Origin of the sequence: Streptomyces sp. NPDC059373, from assembly GCF_042751495.1 — a bacterium.
GTDB lineage: Bacteria > Actinomycetota > Actinomycetes > Streptomycetales > Streptomycetaceae > Actinacidiphila.
Map to the genome: position 1 here is coordinate 1 of NZ_JBHYXC010000057.1, position 22246 is coordinate 22246.

At 70.3% G+C, this 22246-nt stretch carries 19 protein-coding genes and 1 pseudogene; 8 read left to right on the forward strand and 12 right to left on the reverse strand.

Going from position 1 to position 22246, the window contains the following annotated elements:
• On the forward strand, window positions 1–189 hold a 189-nt coding region (locus ACFXJ5_RS37740), incomplete at its 5' end, for an acyl-CoA dehydrogenase family protein (protein WP_384641891.1).
• A gap of 86 nt (window positions 190–275) precedes the next feature.
• Here ACFXJ5_RS37740 and ACFXJ5_RS37745 read toward each other — a convergent pair.
• From ACFXJ5_RS37745 to ACFXJ5_RS37755, 3 genes are all read right to left on the reverse strand, one after another.
• Complete coding sequence (locus ACFXJ5_RS37745; RefSeq protein WP_384641894.1) at window positions 276–1481, reverse strand: LCP family protein; 1206 nt, start codon at window positions 1479–1481, stop codon at window positions 276–278.
• Window positions 1482–1576: 95 nt separating this feature from the next.
• The gene (locus ACFXJ5_RS37750; RefSeq protein WP_384641896.1) at window positions 1577–1840 is read right to left on the reverse strand and encodes a DUF1876 domain-containing protein; all 264 of its coding nucleotides are present in this window, start codon (window positions 1838–1840) and stop codon (window positions 1577–1579) included.
• Window positions 1841–1897: 57 nt separating this feature from the next.
• Complete coding sequence (locus ACFXJ5_RS37755; protein ID WP_384641898.1) at window positions 1898–2164, reverse strand: GlsB/YeaQ/YmgE family stress response membrane protein; 267 nt, start codon at window positions 2162–2164, stop codon at window positions 1898–1900.
• Between the two features lie 118 nt (window positions 2165–2282).
• Between ACFXJ5_RS37755 and ACFXJ5_RS37760 the strand changes: the two genes are divergently transcribed.
• A complete protein-coding gene (locus ACFXJ5_RS37760; RefSeq protein ID WP_384641900.1) occupies window positions 2283–2819 on the forward strand; it encodes an acyl-CoA thioesterase in 537 nt (178 codons plus the stop codon).
• Between the two features lie 243 nt (window positions 2820–3062).
• On the opposite strand, the pseudogene ACFXJ5_RS37765 reads toward ACFXJ5_RS37760, so the two are convergent.
• Window positions 3063–4475: pseudogene (locus ACFXJ5_RS37765) on the reverse strand (LCP family protein); the annotation flags it as partial.
• Window positions 4476–4566: 91 nt separating this feature from the next.
• On the opposite strand from ACFXJ5_RS37765, the gene ACFXJ5_RS37770 reads away from it, so the two are divergent.
• A complete protein-coding gene (locus ACFXJ5_RS37770; RefSeq protein WP_384641905.1) occupies window positions 4567–5586 on the forward strand; it encodes a glycosyltransferase family 2 protein in 1020 nt (339 codons plus the stop codon).
• A 63-nt stretch (window positions 5587–5649) separates the two neighbouring features.
• Here ACFXJ5_RS37770 and ACFXJ5_RS37775 read toward each other — a convergent pair whose 3' ends face one another.
• From ACFXJ5_RS37775 to ACFXJ5_RS37795, 5 genes are all read right to left on the reverse strand, one after another.
• Window positions 5650–7422 carry an LCP family protein gene (locus ACFXJ5_RS37775; RefSeq protein ID WP_384641908.1) on the reverse strand — a complete coding sequence of 591 codons (1773 nt, stop codon included), beginning with the start codon at window positions 7420–7422 and terminating at the stop codon, window positions 5650–5652.
• A 227-nt stretch (window positions 7423–7649) separates the two neighbouring features.
• Window positions 7650–9329 carry an LCP family protein gene (locus ACFXJ5_RS37780; RefSeq protein WP_384641910.1) on the reverse strand — a complete coding sequence of 560 codons (1680 nt, stop codon included), beginning with the start codon at window positions 9327–9329 and terminating at the stop codon, window positions 7650–7652.
• A 101-nt stretch (window positions 9330–9430) separates the two neighbouring features.
• Complete coding sequence (locus tag ACFXJ5_RS37785; RefSeq protein WP_384641913.1) at window positions 9431–11113, reverse strand: LCP family protein; 1683 nt, start codon at window positions 11111–11113, stop codon at window positions 9431–9433.
• A gap of 96 nt (window positions 11114–11209) precedes the next feature.
• Complete coding sequence (locus ACFXJ5_RS37790; RefSeq protein ID WP_384641916.1) at window positions 11210–12388, reverse strand: LCP family protein; 1179 nt, start codon at window positions 12386–12388, stop codon at window positions 11210–11212.
• 118 nt (window positions 12389–12506) lie between these two features.
• A complete protein-coding gene (locus ACFXJ5_RS37795; protein WP_384641919.1) occupies window positions 12507–13271 on the reverse strand; it encodes a TIGR03089 family protein in 765 nt (254 codons plus the stop codon).
• Between the two features lie 134 nt (window positions 13272–13405).
• Here ACFXJ5_RS37795 and ACFXJ5_RS37800 point away from each other — a divergent pair, with 134 nt between their 5' ends.
• The 4 genes from ACFXJ5_RS37800 (at window position 13406) to ACFXJ5_RS37815 (ending at window position 18512) form a co-directional block, all read left to right on the forward strand.
• Window positions 13406–14749, forward strand: a complete 1344-nt coding sequence (locus ACFXJ5_RS37800) for a peptidoglycan recognition protein (RefSeq protein ID WP_384641921.1) — start codon at window positions 13406–13408, stop codon at window positions 14747–14749.
• 99 nt (window positions 14750–14848) lie between these two features.
• Window positions 14849–15931, forward strand: coding sequence for a mannose-1-phosphate guanylyltransferase (manB, locus tag ACFXJ5_RS37805; protein WP_384641924.1), 1083 nt, complete (start codon window positions 14849–14851; stop codon window positions 15929–15931).
• A 97-nt stretch (window positions 15932–16028) separates the two neighbouring features.
• Window positions 16029–17000: a DNA-3-methyladenine glycosylase family protein gene (locus ACFXJ5_RS37810; RefSeq protein ID WP_384641927.1), complete on the forward strand. Its 972-nt coding sequence runs from the start codon at window positions 16029–16031 to the stop codon at window positions 16998–17000.
• A 90-nt stretch (window positions 17001–17090) separates the two neighbouring features.
• Window positions 17091–18512, forward strand: coding sequence for an ATP-binding protein (locus ACFXJ5_RS37815; RefSeq protein WP_384641930.1), 1422 nt, complete (start codon window positions 17091–17093; stop codon window positions 18510–18512).
• A gap of 19 nt (window positions 18513–18531) precedes the next feature.
• Here the strand turns inward: ACFXJ5_RS37815 and ACFXJ5_RS37820 are convergent, their stop codons facing one another.
• The 3 genes from ACFXJ5_RS37820 to ACFXJ5_RS37830 are packed head-to-tail and all read right to left on the reverse strand — an operon-like array spanning window position 18532 to window position 21309.
• The gene (locus ACFXJ5_RS37820) at window positions 18532–19836 is read right to left on the reverse strand and encodes a coenzyme F420-0:L-glutamate ligase (RefSeq protein ID WP_384641933.1); all 1305 of its coding nucleotides are present in this window, start codon (window positions 19834–19836) and stop codon (window positions 18532–18534) included.
• Window positions 19833–20789 (reverse strand): 2-phospho-L-lactate transferase, encoded by a 957-nt coding sequence (cofD, locus tag ACFXJ5_RS37825; RefSeq protein ID WP_384641936.1) that lies wholly within the window; start codon window positions 20787–20789, stop codon window positions 19833–19835. Before cofD ends, ACFXJ5_RS37820 begins: the two co-directional genes overlap by 4 nt.
• Window positions 20790–20802: 13 nt before the next feature.
• Window positions 20803–21309 (reverse strand): cysteine dioxygenase, encoded by a 507-nt coding sequence (locus ACFXJ5_RS37830; protein ID WP_384641940.1) that lies wholly within the window; start codon window positions 21307–21309, stop codon window positions 20803–20805.
• Between the two features lie 613 nt (window positions 21310–21922).
• Between ACFXJ5_RS37830 and ACFXJ5_RS37835 the strand changes: the two genes are divergently transcribed.
• Window positions 21923–22192, forward strand: coding sequence for a WhiB family transcriptional regulator (locus ACFXJ5_RS37835; protein ID WP_127355056.1), 270 nt, complete (start codon window positions 21923–21925; stop codon window positions 22190–22192).
• The last annotated feature ends 54 nt before the right edge of the window (window positions 22193–22246 follow it).

Consider the following 22246-nt stretch of genomic DNA (forward strand, 5'->3'; position numbering starts at 1 on the left):
GCAGCCGCCAAGTGCTACGCCTCCGACGTCGCCATGGACATCACCACCGACGCCGTCCAGCTCCTCGGCGGCTACGGCTACACCCGCGACTACCCCGTCGAGCGCATGATGCGCGACGCCAAGATCACCCAGATCTACGAGGGCACCAACCAGGTCCAGCGCATCGTCATGGCCCGCAACCTCCCGTAGGCGGCGGCCGGTTCCAACGACGAGAGGCACCCCTCGGGGTGCCTCTCGTCGTTGTCAGCCGTTGTCGTCGTTGTAGCGCGCCGCTGTCAGGAGGCCTTGACGGTGACCTTCTCGTCGTTCTTCAGCTCGGAGATGAGCTGCTTGGCCTTCGTCGTGTCCCACTTGATCGCGCTGCCGCCGGAGGACGTCGTGACGGAGCCCGAGGTGGGCATGTTCATCGAGGTGCCGTTGCCGCCCTGGACGCTCTTCATGGCCCAGAACATCGAGGCCAGGTTCCACAGGCTCATGTCCTTGTCGACGATGAGGGTGTCGAGACCCGCACTCATCGTCGGGTAGAGCTTGAAGGGGTTGAGGACCGTGCTTGGCGTGGCGACCTCGCTGGAGAGGGCGGCCAGGAACTTCTGCTGGTTCTTGGTGCGGTCCAGGTCGCTGCCGGCGAGGGCGTAACGGGTGCGGACGAACTCCAGGGCCTGCTGACCGTTGAGGGTCTGCTTGCCCTTCTTGAAGTTGGCGCCGGACTTGGAGTCCTTGATGTCCTGCGGGATGTCGAGGGTCACACCGCCGACCGCGTCGACGATGTTGGCGAAGCCGGAGAAGCCGATCTCCGCGTAGTGGTCGATGTGCAGACCGGTGTTGTACTCGATCGTGCGGACCAGCAGCGTGGCGCCGTCCATCGAGTACGCGGCGTTGAGCTTGTCGGAGCCGGGGGACTGGTACAGCTTCCCGGACGAGGAGCCCTTGAAGCTCGGGATGGTGACGTACGAGTCGCGCGGCAGCGAGATGAGCGAGTTACCGTTGTCGCCGACGTGCAGGATCATCATCGAGTCGGTGCGCTTGCCGGCGGCGGAGCCGGTGTGCAGTTCCTTCTTCTGCGCGGCGGTCATGCCCGCGCGGCTGTCGGAGCCCACGATCAGGTAGTTGGTGCCCTTGCCCGCCGCCGGGCGGTCTATGACCTTGGACAGGTCCACCTCGCGGCGGACCTTCCCGTCGGCCCAGAAGTAGGTGCCGACGGACCAGGTCAGCACGACCACCGCGAGCGCGAGCACGGTGAGCTTGACCTTGCGGGCCCGGCTGCCGGGGACGCGGGGGCGGGCGCCCCCGCCACCGCCCGGGCGGCCGCCGCCGTAACCGGGGCCGCCGGGACCGCCAGGGCCGCCGGCGTACGCCTGCTGGCGAGGAACGCCGCCGGATGCCGCGCCACGGCGCGGCGACAGCTCGGGCGGCAGCGGCGGCTCGGAGGTGCGCTGCGCCTGGTTCGTGTTCTCGGTCCAACCGTCGGGCCATGCGTTCATGCTCTGCAGTCTGCCCGGTCAGCGGGCTCGCGTGGCCCGTCGTATCACTTCCGCAGCAGACCTGATGCATTTCTCACAGAGCCGTCACCGGCGCATCACCCGGGGAGGTGGGTCGGCACATTTGTGTGCTGCTCGATCACGCCCGCCGCCTGCTCCAGCAGCTCGTGCGCGAGGTTGGAGCAGGCCCGGGAGGCGGCCACCTCGTCGCCGATCCTCGGGTCCGGCTCGTCGGACGGGCTGCGTCGCGAGTAGCCGTGGCCGCTGAGGGCGGGGGCGCCCTCGCCGGCCAGCGAGGCCGTGCAGGCGGTGCGCTTTCCGTCCTCTTCGAGAGTGAGGTCGATCTTCCAGTGCTTCTGCATGGTGCTTCACCTCTTCGGTGCGTGCGGCAGAATCCCACTCTCAGGATAGGCGCGGGTCTACCGACGGGAGTCCCCGAAGAGCAGCCGGTAGATGATCAGCAGCACGAGCGAGCCGCCGATGGCGGCGCCCCAGGTCGGGAGGTCGTAGAAGTTGTTGGAGATGGGCTTGTCCAGGAAGTGCGCGGACAGCCAGCCGCCGATGACGGCGCCCGCGATACCGATGAGAGTCGTCCCGATGAGCCCGCCGGGGTCCTTCCCGGGGAGCAGCAGTTTGGCTATGGCTCCGGCCACCAGGCCCAGTACGATCCAGCTGATGAGCGTCATGGCTGTCATGCTGCCACCGCGATCTTGGAATCCCGGGTTCCGGTACGTCTCCGGGACGGGCCGGTAGCGGATCTGTTGCACGTCTGTCGCGATCAGGCCTTGGCCTAGGGTTGGAGCCATGAACGACGCCCCGCCCTCTCCCGCAGGGAAGCCGACCTCGGCCTCCCGTACGACCCTCAGCCACATCATGACCGCCGCCGACACGAACCTCCTCGGGACCGTGCACGGCGGCGTGATCATGAAGCTCGTCGACGACGCGGCCGGCGCGGTCGCCGGGCGGCATTCGGGCGGTCCGGCCGTGACGGCGTCGATGGACGAGATGGTCTTCCTGGAGCCGGTCCGGGTCGGCGACCTGGTCCACGTACGGGCGCAGTGCAACTGGACCGGGCGGTCCTCGATGGAGATCGGCGTACGCGTCCTCGCGGAGCGGTGGAACGAGTCCACCCCCGCCACCCACGTCGGCAGCGCCTACCTCGTCTTCGCGGGGGTCGACGAGGCCGGCCGCCCTCGCACCGTGCCGCCCGTCCTCCCGGAGACCGAGCAGGACAAGCGGCGCTACCAGGAGGCGCAGATCCGGCGCGCCCACCGGCTGGCCCGGCGGCGCGCCATCCTTGAGCTGCGCGAGAAGCGTGCCGCCGACGGCTTCGAGGACTGAGCCTCCGCCTTACGCGGGCGCTGACGCCACCGGCTCCGGAGCGGCCGGGGTGACCGCCGGCGCCGGTGTCTCCGGGTCCGGGGCGACGGGCGAAGGAGCCACCGGCGAGGGGGCCACCGGCGAGGGGGCCACCGGCGACGGGGCAGCCGGCGACGGGGCGGCGTGCGACGGGACCACCGGCGCCGCAGGAGCGGGCGCGGGCGCCGCGGGCGCGGCCGACGCCGAGGCCGTCGCCGACGGCGCCGCACAGTTGACGGAGTCGCCGGTGAAGGCGTGCGGCTCGGAGTCCGAGACCGAGTGGCCGAGACCGACCGGGCGGACGCCGCGGTAGTCGGCGCCGACGATGACCTTCATCAGCTCGCCCTGGCCGGGGACCGGCTCCAGCTCCGCGTACGGCAGCGCGGCGTAGAGGGAGAGGACGGAGCGGTCCCAGTTGGGGTCGTAGCGGATGACGGTGTACTTCCAGTCCTTGCGGGTGGCGTTGGAGGGTGTGCCGTTCGCGGCGAAGCCGGTGGCCTTGAGGGCCTTGTCGGCCTGGCCGCCGAGGCCGGCGTACGGCGTTCCGTTCTCCACCTGGACCTTGATCTTGGCGGGGTCGACCTTGACCTGGACGTGCGGGCGGGCGGAGGCGGACGGTGAGGCCGACCGCCCTGCCGCGAGCGGACGGTCGGCGCGGATCGCCGCCCACAGGCGCTTGGCCTGGGCGTCGTCCCACTTCACGGCCGAGCCGTTGGTCTCGGAGACCGGTACGGTCGCGAACTCCGCCGAGCCGGGCCCGAAGCCGCGCAGCCCGCGCGCCAGCGCGATCAGGTCCGCCGCCTTCAGCCGCTGGTCGGCGCGTACGGACCCGGACCCCGGCCCGAGGACGGCCTTGGCGAGCTTGCCCAGCTTGGTGGGACTGGTGAGCAGCCCGCCGCCGGTGGCGGTGGCCTGGCGGATGATCTGGGCGATGAGGCGCTGCTGCCGCTCCATGCGGGTGTAGTCGGCAGCGCCGTCGAGGTGCCGGGTTCGCACGTACTGCAGCGCCTGGCCGCCGCCGAGCCGGCTGGTGCCGATGGGCAGGTCGAGGCCGGTGTAGGCGTCCTTGATCGGCATGGTGGTGCAGACCTGCACGCCGCCGAGCAGGTCGACGGCCTTCATGAAGCCGGTGAAGCCGACCTCGAGGTAGTGGTCGACGCGGACCCCGGTCAGGTTCTCGACCATCCGTACGGTGAGGTTCGGACCGCCCTTCGCATAGGCCGCGTCGAGCTTCGAGGGCTTGGGGAACTCGGCGTACGTGTCGCGCGGGATGCTGACCACGCTGACCCGGCGGCGGTCCTGGGAGAGGTGGGCCAGCATGATCGTGTCGGTGCAGTGGCAGGGCTTGCCGCCGAGGTGGAAGCGCCGTTTCTGGTCGGCGGTGAGGCCGTCGCGGCCGTCCGTGCCGACCAGCAGGAAGTTGGTGCCGGCGGTCCGGCCCGGGCGGGACTTCATGTCGCCGAAGGCGTCGACGCGCTGGATGCCGCCGTCCACGCGGTCGATCACGGCATGGCCGATGCCGCTCACGGTGAGGACGGCGACCGACATCCCGCCGAGGATGCGCATGCCCCGCCGCACCGGCCGTACGGGCTTGCGGCGGGCGTTCTTGTGACGTGGCCTGCGGCCGGGAGGGACCATGAGGTCACGCTAAGGAGTCATACGGTCGTACTGGTGGAGGCCGCCCGGCCGCGCGCGCTCCTGTCATCCGTTCGCGGTAACGTGTGCGACCGTGAACGCTGCCCCCGCTGTCTCCGTGATCATGCCGGTCCTCAATGAGGAGCGCCATCTCCGCAATTCCGTCCGCCACATCCTCGAACAGGACTACGCCGGCGAGCTCGAGGTCGTCATCGCCCTGGGCCCCTCCACGGACCGTACGGACGAGATCGCGGCACAGCTCGTGGCGGAGGACCGCCGTGTGCACACCGTCCCGAACCCCACCGGCCGCACCCCGGCCGCGCTGAACGCCGCCATCAAGGCGTCCCGGCACCCGGTGGTCGTACGGGTGGACGGACACGGCATGCTCTCGCCGGACTACATCAAGACCGCCGTACGGCTCCTCGACGAGACCGGCGCGGTCAATGTCGGCGGCATCATGCACGCCGAGGGCGAGAACGACTGGGAGCGGGCCGTCGCGGCCGCCATGACCTCGAAGATCGGCGTCGGCAACGCGGCCTTCCACACCGGCGGCGCCGCCGCCCCCGCCGACACCGTCTACCTGGGCGTCTTCCGGCGCGAGGTGCTGGAGCGGCAGGGCGGCTACAACGAGGAGTTCGTCCGCGCCCAGGACTGGGAGCTGAACTACCGCATCCGCGAGGCGGGCGGGCTGATCTGGTTCTCGCCCGAGCTGAAGGTCTCGTACCGCCCCCGCCCCACGGTGCGCGCGCTGGCGAAGCAGTACAAGGACTACGGCCGCTGGCGCCGCGTCGTCACCCGCTACCACCACGGCTCGGTCAATCTGCGCTACCTGGCCGCGCCGGGAGCCGTCCTCGCCATCGCGGCGGGCGTGGTGGTGGGCGCGGTGCTGACGCCGCTGGGCTTCGTCGTCCCGGGCGGCTACGTCGTCGCCATCGCGCTGGGCTCCCTCCCGGCCGGCAAGGGGCTGACGGTCGGGGCCCGGCTGCGGATTCCGGTCGCGCTGGCGACCATGCACATGTCGTGGGGCTGGGGCTTCCTCACCAGCCCCCGCGCGCTGGCGAACCGGGTGATCGCCAGCCGCCGCCCGGCGGTGCAGGCGTCGGCCGACGCCTGAGCGTACGAACGCCGGAGGGCCTGTGCTGTTGTCAGCACAGGCCCTCCGGCGTTGGCGCAGACCCTAGAAGGTGTAGGGAGCGTAGACCGACATGCAGGCCGAGGTGTCGGAGGCGTTGAGCGCGGCGGACTGGTCCAGCACCGCCTTGGTGTCGCTCTTGCTCGACTTCGGGTAGGTGCTTCCGGTCGTCCAGTCGGAGCCGATCACCAGCGTCAGCTGCGACACCTTGGTGGACTTCTTCACCGAACTGGTAGGCAGGCTGAGCGACTTCGCCACCGCCTGGGCGTTGGCCTTGCCCTGGTCGCCGTCGGCGGACGGGTAGCTGATCGTCGTACCCGACGAGGACGCCGTCGTGGAGTCGACGCTGGCCTTGGTGTAGCCGAGGGTGGTCAGCTTGCTGACGACGGTCGAGGCCCGGCCGGAGACGGCGGCCGTGGTCGAGTTCCCGGTGCCGTTCTGTACGGCGACGGAGATGTCGGCCTTCGCGGCGGCGGCCGGCCCGGCGGACGCCGATGCCGACGCCGTGCTCTTCTTCTTGGTGGTCTTGCCGTCGACCGCCTGGTCGTTGCGGAGCAGCGTGAACAGCTGGGTGGCCGCGCTGGTCGGCACGACGTGGGCGCTGTTGGTCGGGTCGGCGGCCCACGGCATGGTCGTCATGGTGATCCGCTTGGTCGGCACCTTGTTCAGCTCGCCCGCCAGGCTGATGAGGCTGCTGAGCCCGAGGCCGCTGTCGACGGTGAGCGCCTTGGTCGCGGCCTCGGCCAGGGTGTTGAGCTGGCCGACGTCGGTGAGCTTGGCGCCGGACTTGAGCTGCCGGATCATCGAGTTCATGTACATGTGCTGGGCGTGCGTACGGCCGATGTCGCTGCCGTCCTCGAAGGCGTGCCGGGTACGCAGCCACTCGAGGGCCTGCTCGCCCTTGATGGTGTGAGTGCCCTTGGTGAGCTTGAGGTGCGAATCCGGGTCCTTGACGTTGGACTTCACGCAGACCGGGACGCCGCCGACGGCGTCGGCGAGTTTCACCACGCCGGAGAAGTCGACCATCATGAAGTGGTCGATCGAGATGCCGGTGAGCTTCTCCCACGTCGCGACCGTGCAACCGGGACCGCCGTGCGACAGGCTGGCGTTGATGATGTCCGAGCTCTCCGGATAGACCTTGCCGTCGCTGCCGGTGCACTTGGGGATGGTGACGCGGGTGTCGCGCGGGATGCTGACCACCGTCATGTTGCTGCGGTCGGCCGCCACGTGCAGCAGCATCTCCACGTCCGCCCGGGCCCCTACGGTGCCCTTGGCACCGCCCAGCTTCGCGTTCGAGCTGCCCGTCCGGGTGTCGGAGCCGAGCAGCAGGATGTTGAGCGGGGTCTGGCCGGCCGCGTTCGCCTTGGTCTTCTTGGCCTTGCTGCTGCCGAGGTTCAGCGTGTCCTTGGCCAGGTTGTTGTTCAGGTGCTGGTAGTACGCCCAGGCGCCGCCGGCGGTGCCGAGTATCGCGATGGAGGTGACGATCGCCACCCAGCGCAGTATTCGGTGCTTCTTCGGTTTCTTGCGCCGCCGGGCGGCGGCCCGGCCACCGCCGTGCCCGCCCCTCCCGCCGTCGTCACCGCCGTGGCGACGTCGGCCGCCGTCGTTGTGGCCCGAGCCACCGCTGTCCGCTTCGTAGCGGGCGTCCTGGGTCGCGGACGCGTCCGGGTCGTAACCGCCGCCGCCGCCCACGGGGGACGGCTGCTGAGGCACGTATGGCGCCGTGTGATCGGTCCTGTACAGACTGTCGTCCCAGCCGAGATCGCCGGGCTGGGAGGCGGTGTTCCACTCTTCCCCCCGGACGCCGCTATGGCGCATTTGGGCCCTCCCATGACGCGCTGTCCTGTACGGTCCGGCCGCGCCGCAGCGCCGCTGATCCTGGGTGATTCTCAGCTACCCGACTGTCAAAGTGCTGTGGGGCTCCGCCTGCGGCGTGTGTGGCGCCGACGCGGCGGCATGCTGGGGTCACGATACATAAATGCTTGACACGTCCAGCCGCACGTTTCCTTTCGGATATGTAAAGAGCCGAACGGTGCCGCCCTTTATCACCACCGATAAGGGGCATAAACGTCCATGCAGGCGCCGGTCTCGGAACCGTTGATCACGTCGGCGGAGTCGGGCGCGGAACCCGCGCTGGGCAGGGTCTTTCCGTAGTCGGTGCCGGCCCGCCAGTCAGATCCGGCCACCAGGGTGACGGACGACACGTGTGACGATTTCTTCACCGAGTTCTCAGGGATGTTCAGGACCTTCGCCACGGCCAGCGCGTTCGCCTTGCCCTGGTCACCGTCGGCGGCTGGGTAGGTGACCGTCGTGGCCTCGGCCGGCTGAGCGGTTTTGTCGGCCACGGCCTGGGTGAAGCCGGCGCCGGTGAGGGCCTTGACAAGGTCGCCGGCGCGGCCGTTGACCGGGCTGCCGTTGGCGTCACCGGCGGTGCCGTTGACGACGTGGACCGCGATGGAGGCGGCAGCCGCGGCGGACGGCCCCGCGGAGGCGGTGCTGCTCGCCGTCCCCTTGGTCTTGCCGGTCGTGCTGGTCTTCGCCTTGCCGTTGGCGTCGAAGGCGATGTCGTTGCGGAGCATGGACCAGATCTGCGGGGCGTCGGTCTTGCTGGGTATGACGTGCGCCTCCGGGTCCTGCGGATCCTTCACGGAGGGCATGGTCAGCATGGTGACGCGGTTGGTCGGCACGCTCTTGAGCTCCATGCCGAGGTCGTAGAGCTTCTTGATCGAGCCGATCTCCTCGGAGACCTTCAGCGAACTGACGGCCGCCTCCGCCAGATTCCTGAGGTGGCCGGTGTCGGTGAAGACGTTCTGCTTGCGGAGTGTGCGCATCATCGAGTTCAGATACATGTGCTGCGCCTTGGCGCGGAGGATGTCGCTGCCCCACGCGTGCCGCGTACGCAGCCACTGCAGCGCCTGCTTGCCGGTGACGGCGTGGTGGCCCGCGGTCAGCTTGAGACCGGAACCGCCCCGCTGGGCGGCGGTCGAGCGGTCCCAGACGTTCTGGTTGACGCAGACATCGACGCCGCCGATGGCGTCGGCCATCTTCACCACACCGGCGAAGTCGATCATCATCCAGTGGTCGATGTAGACACCCGTGAGGTTCTGCACGGTCGCCAGGGTGCAGCCGGGCCCGCCGCGCGCCAGGGACTCGTTGATGATGACGCCGCTGGTCGCCGCGTACGTCTGGCCCGTGTCGGGGTCCTTGCACGTGGGAATCGGCACCCGGGTGTCGCGCGGGATGCTGATCACCGACATGTTCTTACGGTCGGCCGACAGATGCATCAGCATGATGACGTCGGCGCGGGGCTTGTCGCCCTGGGTGTACTTGGCGCCGCCGAGCTTGAGGTTCGCGGCCGAGTTACGGCTGTCGGAGCCCAGTACGAGGACGTTCAGCGCGGTCTGGCCGGCCGCGTTGGCCTTGGTCTTCTTGACGTTCGACGCACCGCTGGCGCGCTCGCCCTTGCCGAGCTGGTTGTTGAGGTGCTGGTAGTACGCCCAGCCGGCCCCGGCCGTGCCGAGTATGACCAGTGAGACAGTGAGCGCGGTCCAGCGGACTATCCGGTGCTTGCGGCTGCGGCGGGGACGGCGTCCGGTGCGCCGGTGACCGCCCGGGTCTGCGGGAGGCGCCGCCTGGGCCTCCGGCCGGTGCGGGGCCGCCGCCGGCGGCGGCTCCTCGTACAGGCTCTCGTCCCAGCCGAAATCGCGCACACTGCGGTCACTCATGTCCCCACCCCTGGTCACGTTTTCCCGTTGATAAGACGCGCTGTGAGATGTGCTGCGTATCGCCCACGTGGTGTGTGTCAGGTCACACCTGGTGGTTCAGCTCACTTGGCGCACACGCTCTTGTCGTTCGCCACCACCTTCTGGATGCCCGCGGGCGCCTTGGTCGGAGCGGTGATCGGCGTGCCGGCCGCTGTGAAGTCCTTGCCGAGGGTCAGCGTCATGTTCGCCAGCTCCTTGGCGTTCTTGGTGCCTTCCTTGAGCGCGGAGGCGGGCAGCCCCATCCAGTCGGCCAGCCTGCGGGCCTGGTCGGCCTGGTTGGGGGCGTACTCCAGCGTCGTCTTGGCGATGTCGCCGGACGCGTTGCCGCCGTTGGTGGAGCGCGGGTCGCCCTTGGTGTTCTGCAGCCAGTCCACGGTGTCCTGGGCCGCGCCGAAGATGCCGCTGCCGTTGTAGATCTCGACCCGTACGTAGGCGGGATCGGCCATCGTGCCCTTGAGCTTGCTCGCGTCGGCGGCCTTCTGCTTCTTCTTCACCTCGGTGAGGGAGACGTCCTGCTTCACCATGTCGAAGAGCGTGGGTGCCCTGGTCGGGTCCAGTACGACGGTGGCGTGCACCTTCTCGGCCGGGTTGTCGATGACTGGCACCGTGGCGAAGGTGATGTTCTTGGTGTTGATCCGGCTCAGGTCCTTGGCCAGCGAGCTGAGCTTCTGGACGCTACCGATGCCGGTGTCGACGGTGAGCGCCTTGGTGGCGACGTCGGCCAGCTTCCAGAGCTTGCCCGGGTTGGTGAGGGTGCCGCCGGACTTCATCTTGCGGATCATCGAGCTGAGGAACTGCTGCTGCAGCTCGATCCGGCTCAGGTCGCCGCCGAGGCCGACGCTGTGCCGGGTGCGGACGAAGGCCAGCGCCTGGTCGCCCTCGACGACATGCCGGCCCTTGCTGAGCTTGAGGTGCGACTTCGGGTCGTCGATGTCCTTGGCGAGGCAGACCTCGACACCGCCGATCGCGGTCGACAGATCCTTGACGGCGTTGAAGTTGGCCATCATGAAATGCTCGGGGGTGATGCCGGTCAGCGCCTTGACGGTACGCATCGTGCAGCCGGGATCGCGGCCGTCCTGGCCGAGGCTGGTGTTGAAACGTACGTTGTCCGTGCCCGGAATGATCTTCGTCGAGCCGTCCTTCTGCTTCGTCGGACAGTCCGGGATGTCGGTGATGATGTCGCGGGGGATGCTCAGCGCGGTGGCGTTGGTGCGGTCCGCCGATACATGGAACAGGATGGTGGTGTCGGCGTGGCCGACGCTGCCGGCGTCCCCGTACTTGTCGCCCAGACCCTCGCGGCTGTCGGTACCGATCACCAGGATGTTGACCGGGCCGTCGGTGGTGGCCTTGTCCGAGCCGATGTCGCCGGTGTCGACCGTGCTGATGTTGTTGTTGATGTGCTGGTAGACGAGATAGCCGCCCACGCTGACCGTGACGAGGACGAAGCCCACCGAACCCGCCGTCCACAGCAGGACCTTCTGCTTACGGGACTTCCTCGGCTTGGGCTTGCGCCGGCTGGCCGGGGCGACGCCCCGCCCACCGCTGCCGCCGCCCGAACCGCGTCCGTGGCCGCCCGCCCGCCGGCTGCTCGCGGGGGACTCCTCTGCGCGCCGCCGGCTGCCCTGGGTCGGCACGGCACGGGCCGGCGACTCCTCGGGCTCCAGCCGCAATTGGTAACTGCCCGTCTCCGGATCGAACACCCACTGGTCCGCCGGATCGACGTGCTTACGGCCTTGCGTGTCCACGGTCGCTTGTGTCCTCCGTCTCGGCCGGTGCCTCAGGCCGATCGCTCACACTAGCCTCACAGTTCAGCGTCCATGGACGCTCGTGACAAATTCCTCTCACTCACAACGGGACAAACTATCCCGATCGGCGGTCGTGCCACGGTACGTCGGCGTGGTCGTCGCAGAAGGAGATGCCGAAGCCGTCGGAGCGGTTCCGCTCTTCGTGGTCGTGGCGACGGTGACCTTCCCGTCGTGACGCAGCGTCGCGAAAAGCCGGTCCGCCGCCGGCTGCACCAACTCGTCGCGGTTCGGATCCCGTACGTACGGCCGGCGTGGCACGGTGAGGAAGGCGACCTGGTCGGTCGGCGTCCTCCCCAGGCCGCGTACGAGGTCATACAGCTCGCTCAGTGAGTCCAGCCCCGGGTCCGCGGTGAGCGACGAGGTCGCCGCGTCCAGAAGCGGGTAGAGCTTGACCGGGTTGAGCAGCACACCGGTGCTGGTGACCTTCCGTACCAGCGAGGACAGGAACTCCTGCTGACGGTCCATCCGCTGGGTGTCGCTGCCGTCCCCGATGCCGTGCCGGGCGCGTACGTAGCCGAGCGCCTGCTCGCCGTGGAGCACCTGGCGGCCGGCCTCGAGGTCGAGGTGGGCGTCCTTGTCGTGGACGGCCTGCGGGACGCAGATCTCGACGCCGTCCACCGCGTCCACCATCTTCTTGAAGCCGGTGAAGTCCACTATCAGGTGATGGTCCACGCGGATGCCGGTCAGGTTCTCGACCGTGCGGATCGTGCAGGCGGCGCCGCCGAACTCGAAGGCCCAGTTGAACTGCGCCGACTGCGCCTTGGTCGTACCGCCCTGGGCGCGGTGGCAGGCCGGGATGTCGACCATCAGGTCGCGCGGGATGCTGACGGCGGTCACGCTGTCCCGGCCGGCCGACAGATGCAGCAGGATCGTGGTGTCCGAGCGCTGAGTGCCGCTGTCCCGGCCGTACTCGCCGTTGCCGCCACCGCGGTTGTCGGTGCCGATGAGCAGGATGTTCTCGGCCGAGGTGTTCGCGGCGGAGGTGGGCGCGGGGGCGGGGCGCTGGGACTGGACGCGCTTCAGCTCCTGGCTGGTGGTGGTGTCCGTGTGGATGTTGCCGTCGAGGTGCCGGTAGAGATACCAGGCGGCTCCGGCGGCCACCAGCAGGGTGAAGGCCAGACAGAAGGCGGCGATGCGCAGCAGGCGCCGGTGCCGTCCGGCCGGCCGCTGTGGCGGCCCTGGTTCGGCCGCCGGCTGCTGCGCCGGCGCGGTCATGTCCGTACCCCGTGCACCCCGTGAACCCCGTCCCTCATGCCTGTACAGACAGTCGATTCAGGCATCAGGTTGTGCGGTGCTGTGCGGTTTCGTCGGCAGGACGCGGCGGACGCCTCGGCTATTCCGCCGTGTGGGTGACCCGCTCGCTCTCCCGCCGCTTGGCCAGGCCCTCGGGCGGAAGCCGGTCGAGGTGGCGGCACAGCACGACCGAGCCGTTGGCGGCCAGCGGCGCCAGCAGCCCGGCCGCCAGCCCCTCCCAGCCGTCGAACGGCAGCCCCGACAGCAGCCGCGAACCTGCTGTCAGCCCCAGGGCGGCCGCCGAGGCGCGGGCCCGCTCGGTCACCTCGGCGCCGGTCAGCACCTCGCCGCCGGGAAGCGCACCGGGGAGTTCGAGTGCGGGCGCGTCCGGGTCCACGGGGGCGTACGCGACGAAGCGGTCACCCTGCGACGGCACCTCGACCGCGTAGTCCGCGAAGCCCTGCGGCGGCTGTGGGAAGCGGCCGCCGAGCGGGCGCAGCGCCAGCGCGATCCGCTCGCCGGAGCAGGCGCGGGCGGCGTCCAGCGTGTCGGGACCGCTGACCACCAGGTCGGCGCCGGCCGGATCGCCGCCGGGGACGGCGACCACACCGGTGGCGAAGCAGGCCTGCAGCCAGACGGCGGTCTGCCAGTGCGCGGGGAGCAGCAGGGCGAGCCGGTCACCCGGCTGGGCGCCCAGGTCGCCCTGGATGAGGTTGGCCGTCTTGGCCACCCAGTTGGCGAAGGTGGCCACGGACAGCTCGACGCGCTCGCCGGTGGCGTCGTCGTAGAAGGTGACCAGCGGGCGGGCGGGCTCCCCGAGCGCGTAATCCAGCAGGCCGGCGGGGGTACGAGCAGTCGATGTCACCGGCACAGGCTATCGGGGCGGGTGGGGGTGGCCGGTGCCGGGACTGCTGCGGGCCGGAACTGAGGGACCGCCAGATCGACTGTCCGTCAGATCCCCGGCTGCACATCTTTGCGGCTTATGTAACTGTTTTTGCTATGCGTGCCTTTCTTGCCTCAGCTGTCGGTGTCGCCTGCATGACCGCCCTGGCCGTCCCCTTCGTCCTCCCGGACGACGACGCGACCGCCACCGCCCACCACGCCTCCCCGGACGCCGCTCGTGCCGCGGTGGCCGGAAGCACCTGGACCCTGCCGCTGTCCCCGGTCGCCCGCTCGGCCGTCCGTGCCGTCGACGCCCAGCGCGTCAAGCCGTTCTCCCTGCTCGGCGTCACATGGAACGACGCCACCGCCGAGATCCACGGCACCGTCCAGGTGCGCACCCGCTCCGTCCGCACCGGCGTCTGGTCGGACTGGCAGGACGTGGAGGCACACACGGATGACACCCCGGACGTCGGCTCACCCGAGGAGACCGCCCCCGGTGTACGAGGCGCCACCGCCCCCCTGTGGGTCGGCGACTCGGACGGCGTCCAGGTGCGCGTCAACCCCACGGCCGTCCGCGGCCGGGCGGCGGGCCCACCCCTCCCGGCGGGGCTGCGCCTGGACATGATCGACCCCGGTGAGGGACCGGACAGCGGCTATGACGACAGCGGTTACGACGGCTACGACGACGGCTATGACGGCTACGACCCCACCGACGGGCTCACCGGCGAAAGCCCCGCCGATGCCGACAACAACAACGACCAGCCCTCCGAGCAGAGCGACGAAGGACCCGCGGAACCCGCCGTCATCCCCCCGGCCAGCAAGGAAGAGACCGCCGCCGAGACGGGCCGGGGCCCCTACATCGGCGCCCGCCCCCGGATCATCACCCGCTCCGGCTGGGGCGCCGACGAGAAGCTCCGCGAGCGCAAGTTCGTCTACACCAAGACGGTCAAGGTGGTCTTCGTCCACCACAGCGCCACCGGCAACAACTACACGTGTGACGAAGCCGACGCGGTCGTCCGCAGCATCTACCGCTATCACGTGCGGAGCAGCCACTGGCGTGACATCGGCTACAACTTCCTCGTCGACAAGTGCGGAAACATCTACGAGGGCCGGGCCGGCGGGGTCACCAAGGCCGTCTACGGTGCCCACACCCTCGGCTTCAACAGCAACAGCATGGGCGTCGCCGTCCTCGGCACCTACAACAACGAGCAGCCCTCCGATGCCGCCCTGCGGGCCATCTCCCAGCTCGCGGCCTGGAAACTCGGCCTCTTCGGACGGAACCCCGGGGGCACGGCGACCCTCCTCTCTGGTGGCAGCAACAAGTACCGGAAGGGCATCAGGGTCAGGTTCAAGGTGATCTCGGGTCACCGCGACGGGTTCCGCACCGAGTGCCCGGGCGACGAGCTCTACGACGATCTCGGGGTCACGCGCCGGTCGGCGGCGGACCTGCAGGGGCGTTAGCGGCCTTGTGTGGGCTTTCGCGCCGGTACTTCCATCCGATCTGCTTAAGATTGGGCGCCCGCCACACCAATGGCCCCGCCAGGAAGAGAGACAACGTAGGTGACTGAAGCGATCCTCCTGGTAGGCGGTAAAGGCACGCGGCTGCGGCCGCTGACGGTCAACACCCCCAAGCCGATGGTCCCCGCGGCCGGCGTGCCCTTCCTCACCCACCAGCTCGCACGGGCCCGGGCCGCGGGGGTCGAGCACATCGTCCTCGCCACGTCGTACCTCGCCGAGGTCTTCGAGCCGTACTTCGGCGACGGATCCTCCCTCGGCCTCCGCCTGGAGTACGTCACCGAGAAGGAACCCCTCGGCACCGGCGGCGCCATCCGCAACGTCGCCGACCGGCTGGAGTCCGGCCCCGGCGACCCGGTGCTCATCTTCAACGGCGACATCCTCACCGGCCTCGACATCGCCGGCCTCGTCGCCACCCACCGCTCGGCCGGCGCCGACGTCTCCCTGCACCTGACGCGGGTCGAGGACCCCCGCGCCTTCGGCCTCGTGCCGACCGACGCCGACGGCCGCGTCACCGCCTTCCTCGAAAAGCCCGAGAGCCCCGAGGACATCGTCACCGACCAGATCAACGCCGGTGCGTACGTCTTCAACCGGTCCGTCATCGACTCCATCCCCTCCGACCGCCCGGTCTCCGTCGAACGCGAGACCTTCCCCGGCCTCCTCGCCGACGGCGCCCATCTGCAGGGCATGGTCGACTCCACGTACTGGCTCGACCTCGGCACCCCCCAGGCCTTCGTACGCGGCTCCGCCGACCTGGTGCAGGGCCGCGCCCCCTCCCCGGTCGTCACCGGCCGCTGCGGCGACCGGCTGGTCCTGGACGGCGCCCACATCGCCGACGACGCCAAGCTCACCGGCGGCACGGCGGTCTCGGCCGGCGCCGTCATCGGCTCCGGCGCCATCGTCGACGGCAGCACGGTCCTCCAGGGCGCCGTCATCGAGCCCGGCGCTGTGATCTCCCACTCCCTCATCGGCGCGGGCGCGGTGATCGGTTCCCGTACGGTCCTCGACGGCGCGGTCATCGGCGACGGCGCGCGAATCGGCGCCGACAACGAACTCCGGCACGGCGCGCGGGTGTGGTGCCACGCGGTGATACCGGACGGGGCGCTCCGCTTCTCGTCGGACCAGTGAGTTCGGCCTGTCCGGCGTTTGAGGACCTGGGGTCTGGGGTGGGGGCCCAGTTTCGGGAAGGGGTGGGCTGGGGGATTTCACGCCGTACGCTCAGACCGTGCACCCCGAGCAGCCCCGCCTCACCCGCAGCGCCACCGCCGCGCGGATCCCGGCGCCCCGGCGGCCCGGCCGGACCCGGTGCTGGACGCCGGACGGGCCGCTCGACCTGGGCCTGACGCTGGGCCCGCTGCGTCGTGGCCCCGCCGACCCGGCCTTCCGGGTCACCCCCGACGGCGCCGTCTGGCGGGCCTCGCGCACCCCGGCCGGCCCCGGCACCGTACGCATCGCGGCCGCCTCCGGCCACGTGGAGGCCGAGGCCTGGGGACCCGGCGCCGACTGGCTTCTCGACGGACTGCCCGCCCTGCTCGGCGCCGACGACGACCCCGGTGCCTTCGCCGCCCGGCACCGCGTCGTCCACGAGGCCCACCGCCGCAACCCCGGCCTGCGCCTCACCCGGACCGGCCTGGTCATGGAGTCCCTGGTCCCCTCCATCCTCGAGCAGAAGGTCACGGCCGACGAGGCCTACCGCGCCTGGCGCCTCCTGCTGCGCCGCCACGGCGAGGCCGCCCCCGGCCCCATGGACCGTATGCACGTCCCCCCGGACCCGCGGGGCTGGGCCCTCATCCCCTCCTGGGAATGGCACCGTGCCGGCGTCGACAACAAGCGCGCCTCCACCGCGGTCCGTGCCGCCCGCGTCGCCCGCCGCCTCGAAGAGGCCGCCACCATGCCGCCCGCCGAGGCCTTCACCCGCCTCCAGCTCATCCCCGGCATCGGTCCCTGGACCGCCGCCGAAACCCTCCAGCGCAGCAACGGCGACCCCGACGCCGTCACCGTCGGCGACCTCCACCTCCCCAACATCGTCGGCTACGCCCTCACCGGCGCCCACCGCTCCACCGACGCCGAGATGCTGGACCTCCTCACCCCCTACGCCGGCCAGCGCCACCGCGCCGCCCGCCTCATCCTCCTCAGCGGCCGCGTCCCCCCGCGCCGCGCGCCGCGCATGACGCCGGGGAACATCGCCGCCCTGTGAGTTCCGGGCGGATCCGGAGGCCATCGCTCTTGATAGTCTCAAGTCTGAGAGTCTCATTCCTGAGTGCATCCGAGGACTCGGAGAGGTGCGATGGACACGTTCATCGGGCGGGATCGAGAGCTGGCGGCGCTCAACCGGATGCTCAGCCGAATCGAGTCCGGCGGACGAGCGGGACGTCCCGGCCGGGCGATGCTGATTCGGGGCAGGCGGCGGGTGGGGAAGTCGCGGCTGGTGGAGGAATTCATCGAGCGAGCAGGGCTGCCGCATGTCTTCTTCACCGCGTCCGCCCAGTCGACTCATCAGCTGGACCTGAGCCTGTTCACCGAGGCCATGGCGACCTCCACCCTGCCCGGTGCGGCAGGTACGGAAGGTCAGACCCCCCGGACCTGGGACGCGGCGCTGCACCTGCTGGCCGGGGCGCTGCCCGCCGACCGGCCGAGCGTCGTCGTACTGGACGAGATGCCCTACCTGATCAGGAACGACTCCGGGTTCGAGGGGACGCTGCAGAAGCTCTTCGACCGGGAGCTCTCCCGCAAGCCGGTGCTTCTCCTCTGCGTCGGATCCGATCTCGCGATGATGGAAGCCCTCAACGAGTACGGCCGCCCCTTCCACCAACGGGCCACCGAGATGGTCGTACCGCCGCTCAACCCGACCGACGTCGCCGGCATGCTGCAACTGCCGCCCGCCGAGACCTTCGACGCCTTCCTGGTCTCGGGCGGACTCCCTCTCGTCCTTGACGAATGGCCCAGGGGCGCTTCGGTCTTCGACTACCTCAGCGACGTCGTGGCGGACCCCACCTCCGCGCTGCTCGTCAGCGGGGAACGGGCTCTCGCCGCCGAATTCCCCGCGGAGGCCCAGGCCCGGCAGGTTCTGGGTGCCATCGGATCAGGTGAGCGGACCCACACCCTCATCGGCCGTGAGGCCGGCGGACTCCCGCACGCCAGCCTCGCGCGCGCCCTCCACGTGCTCACCGCGAAGCGCATCGTCGACGCGGTCATGCCGCTGTCCGTCCGTCCTTCCCGGGAGACCCGCTACTACGTCGCCGACCCGCACCTGCGCTTCTGGCTGGCCTTCCTCGGCCCCTACCTCAGCGAGATCGAGCGGGGACGGGGCGACCTCACCCTGGCACGCGTCAAGCGGTCCTGGACGGCGTGGAGGGGCCGGGCGATCGAACCCGTCGTGAGGGAGGCCCTCTTCCGCCTGCCTGACGGCGGTCTCCCCGAGGGCACCGGGGCTGTCGGCGGCTACTGGACCCGCACCAACAACCCCGAGATCGACATCGTCGCGGCGGACCGGGCCCCCATCGCCAAGAGGATCACCGCCGTGGGCTCCATCAAGTGGCTGGAGAACCACCCCTTCGACGCCCGCGACCTCGCCGAGCTGATCGTCCACCGGTCGCAGCTGCCGGGGGCGGACGACGACACGCCGTTGATCGCGGTCGCACGCAGTGGCGTATCGGTGGACGGCATCCGCGCGGTCGGGCCGGAGGAACTGCTCAACGCCCGCTGGTGACCGGCGCTTACCGCACCTCTTACCGCACCGCGATGAAGTCCTCCGCCCCCCGCGCGGGCCGCTCCTTCGGCGGGGCTGCCGGACGGCCGACCGCGACCGCGCCCATGGGATCCCAGTCGCCGGGCAGGCCGAGGACATCCCGCACGACATCCCGGCAGAACATCGTGGACGACACCCACGCCGACCCCAACTGCTCACCGGCCAGCGCGACCAGAAGATTCTGGACGCCCGCGCCCGCCGCGACCACGAACATCTCCCGCTCGGCGGCGTTGCGCCGGGCGTCGGGATAGGCGTGCGCGCCGTCGGCGACCAGGCAGGGCACGATCAGATACGGGGCCCGGCGCAGCACGTCCCCGCGCCGTACGCGCTTCGCGATCGAGGCCTCGGTGAAGCCGTCGGCGCGGAGGTCGGCGATCCAGGCGTCGCGCATGGCGTCGAGGAGGCCGGCCCGGGCGGCCTCGGACTCGAGGAGTACGAACCGCCAGGGGGCGGTGTGGTGGGGCGCAGGAGCGGTGACCGCCAGGGCGACCGCACGCCGTACCGCGGCGCCGTCCACGGGCTCGTCGGTGAAGTCACGGACCGTACGGCGCAGGGAGACGGCCTCGCGCACGGCCTCCGAAGTGCCGAGCCGGAACATGTCGTTGACGGCGGGTCGGACGAGGGGTCGGGCGCCGGGGCCGTCGTCGGCGAGGACAAGGTGGTCGAGGCCGCGCAGGACGGCCACGGGCAGGCCGTTGGCCTTGCCCTTGACGAGGTCGCCGGCGGCGGCGAGTTCGTCGCCGATCGCGGTGACGGTGACGGCGAGTTCGTTGCCGTGGGAGTCGCGGGCACCGCGCAGGTCGTCGACCACCCGCAGGCCGGCGGCACCGATGGCGACATCGGTGAGCCCCTCGCGCCAGGGCCGGCCGAACGTGTCGGTCACGATCACGCCGACCTCGACGCCCAGCGCGTCCCGCAGCCCGGCGCGGATGCCCCGGGCCGAGGCGTCGGGGTCCTCCGGGAGGAGCAGCACCGTCCCCGGCGCGGTGTTGGACGCGTCGACGCCGGCCGCCGCCATGACGAAGCCGTGCCGGGTCTCGACGATCCGGGTGGGGCCGCGGCGGGCGACGAGGCGGACCATCTCGGCGTCGATGGCGGCTTCGCGGTCGTCGGCGTGGACGACGCGGCCCTCGGCCTTGCTGACGATCTTAGAGGTGACGACGAGGACGTCGCCGTCGGCCAGTTCGGGGGCGGCCGAGGCGATGAGCTTGGCCAGGTCGTCGCCGGGACCGATCTCGGGCAGCCCGTGCACTGCCCAGGCGTCGTACGACACGGAGGACGTCACACCCGCACCTCCTCGGCCAGCGCCAGAGCGGCCCGGGCCATCTCGGCCGTGGCGTCGACGTCGGTCATCATCAGCGGCACCGCGCGGCACCGGATGCCCGCCGCCTCGACCTCGGGCACCACGCCCGCGTCGACCGTGTCGACCAGCCAGCCGTCCAGGAGCCCGGAGCCGTAGTGGGCCGCGACCGCCGCGGCCGTCGTCTCGACGCCGACCGCCGCGAGGACCTTGTCGGCCATGCCCCGCACCGGCGCGTCACCGACGATCGGCGAGAGCCCGACCACCGGAACGCCCGCCTCCGCGATGGCCTCACGCACCCCCGGAACGGCCAGGATCGTGCCGACCGACACCACGGGATTCGACGGCGGGAAAAGGATCACATCCGCCGCCGCGATCGCCTCCAGCACACCGGGCGCGGGCTTTGCGCTCTCCGCGCCGACCGGCACCACCGCAAACGCGTCCACCGACGCCCGCAGCCGCACCCAGTACTCCTGGAAGTGGATGGCCTTGCGCTCGCCGTCGACGTCCACCAGGACATGGGTCTCGACCCGGTCGTCCGTCATCGGGATGAGCCGTACACCGGGCTGCCAGCGCGCGCACAGCGCCTCGGTGACCGCGCTGAGCGGATAGCCCGCGCCGATCATCTGCGTACGGACGATGTGCGTGGCGAAGTCCCGGTCGCCGAGGCCGAACCACTCGGGGCCGACCCCGTACGCCGCGAGCTCGTCCTTGACCGCGAAGGTCTCGTCGGCCCGGCCCCAGCCCTGCTCCTCGTGGATGCCGCCGCCGAGGGTGTACATGACGGTGTCGAGGTCGGGGCAGACCTTGAGGCCGAACAGGTGGATGTCGTCGCCGGTGTTGCCGATGACGGTGATGTCCGCCTCCGGTGCCGCTGCCTTGAGACCGCGCAGGAAGCGGGCGCCCCCGATGCCTCCGGCCAGAACCACGATTCGCATGGGGGTAAGTCTGTCAGCCCGCGACCTGCTCCTGAATCGCGGGAGCGGTGCAGGCGAGGTACGGGGTCATCTCGGTCAGGCCGGGGAAGTAGATGTGCAGGCTGACGGCCGGCTCCAGCGAGTCGTTGACGACCTCGTGGACGTACCCGGGCGCGAAGACCCGCTGGTCCTCCGCGCTCAGTGAGCGCCGGGTCTCGCCGTTCGCACCCAGCGCGCGTTCGGTCAGCTCGCCTTCCAGCACCGTGAGCACGCCGGAGGAGCGGCCGTGGTCGTGCAGGCCGCTGCCCTGGCCGGGGACCCAGCTGAGCAGCCAGACCTCGTAGCCGGGGCCGGTCTCCAGGCGGGCGTACCAGCGGGTGGTGGCGTCGTACTGGACGAGCGGGGCCCAGCGGCTCCGGTCGGCGGCGATCGTACGGGCCAGGCCGGCGAATCCGGCGACGGTGACCGGATGCCGGGGGACGGGCTGAAGAAGGTGAGGGACGGCGAGCGGGTCGCCGGCGATCTCTACGTCGCTGTTCATGCGGGCGGTCCTTGAGGATCCTGGAAGGAAGGAGCGTCGTCAGGAATACGGCTGGTGCGGAGCGGGAAGAAGGCTCAGCGGCAACAGCTGGAACAGCGACAGTGGGCTTCCACGGCGCAGCGGAACTCGGCGAGGCGAGTCCGGGCGGGCACGTGGGTCACTGGCATGCGACCAAGCAGACCGGGTCAAGGGTGCGGCTGTCAACTCGAGCACCACCCGGTGTCCGGCTTGTCGCGAATGATTCACCTGATCCGGCTATTCGGTGTGGTGAAAGGTTTGTGCGTAGACGTGTGCGGATAGGCGGTGCTGCAACCGCACGGGTACGCAGGAACGTCTCCTCGGGAAACGTCGTTGTGCTTTTGTGATCACTCCGTGATCGCCCCTCCCTTGGGGACAGTTGTCGGGCAGTCGTCGCGCGGTTGACGTATGTGGTCCTTTGGGCTGATTTGAACACTTTCTGTCAGTGCTTGGTTCCGCAGGGTGAATAACGGGCCCAATAGCAGATCTCGGCTTGACTGGCCCGTATCGGCACACTTGTAATTTCACTCGTGTCGTTAAGCCGTCATCGCTAACGGCAACATCACGGGGACGCAAAAACAGACGAGGGGCGCGCATGACCGAGCTGTTCCAGCTGTTGCTGGCCGAGGAGGGCGAAGCCGACGAGGAGCTCGGGTGGCAGGAGCGCGCGCTGTGCGCGCAGACCGATCCCGAGTCGTTCTTCCCCGAGAAGGGTGGCTCCACCCGCGAGGCCAAGAAGGTCTGTCTCGCCTGCGAAGTCCGCTCCGACTGCCTTGAGTACGCACTCAACAACGACGAGCGCTTCGGCATCTGGGGCGGCCTGTCCGAACGCGAGCGGCGCCGCCTGAAGAAGGGCGTCGTCTAGGTGCCGAGGCAGTACGAGGCACGGTACGCGGAAGTCGGCTTACCGTGAGCCGTT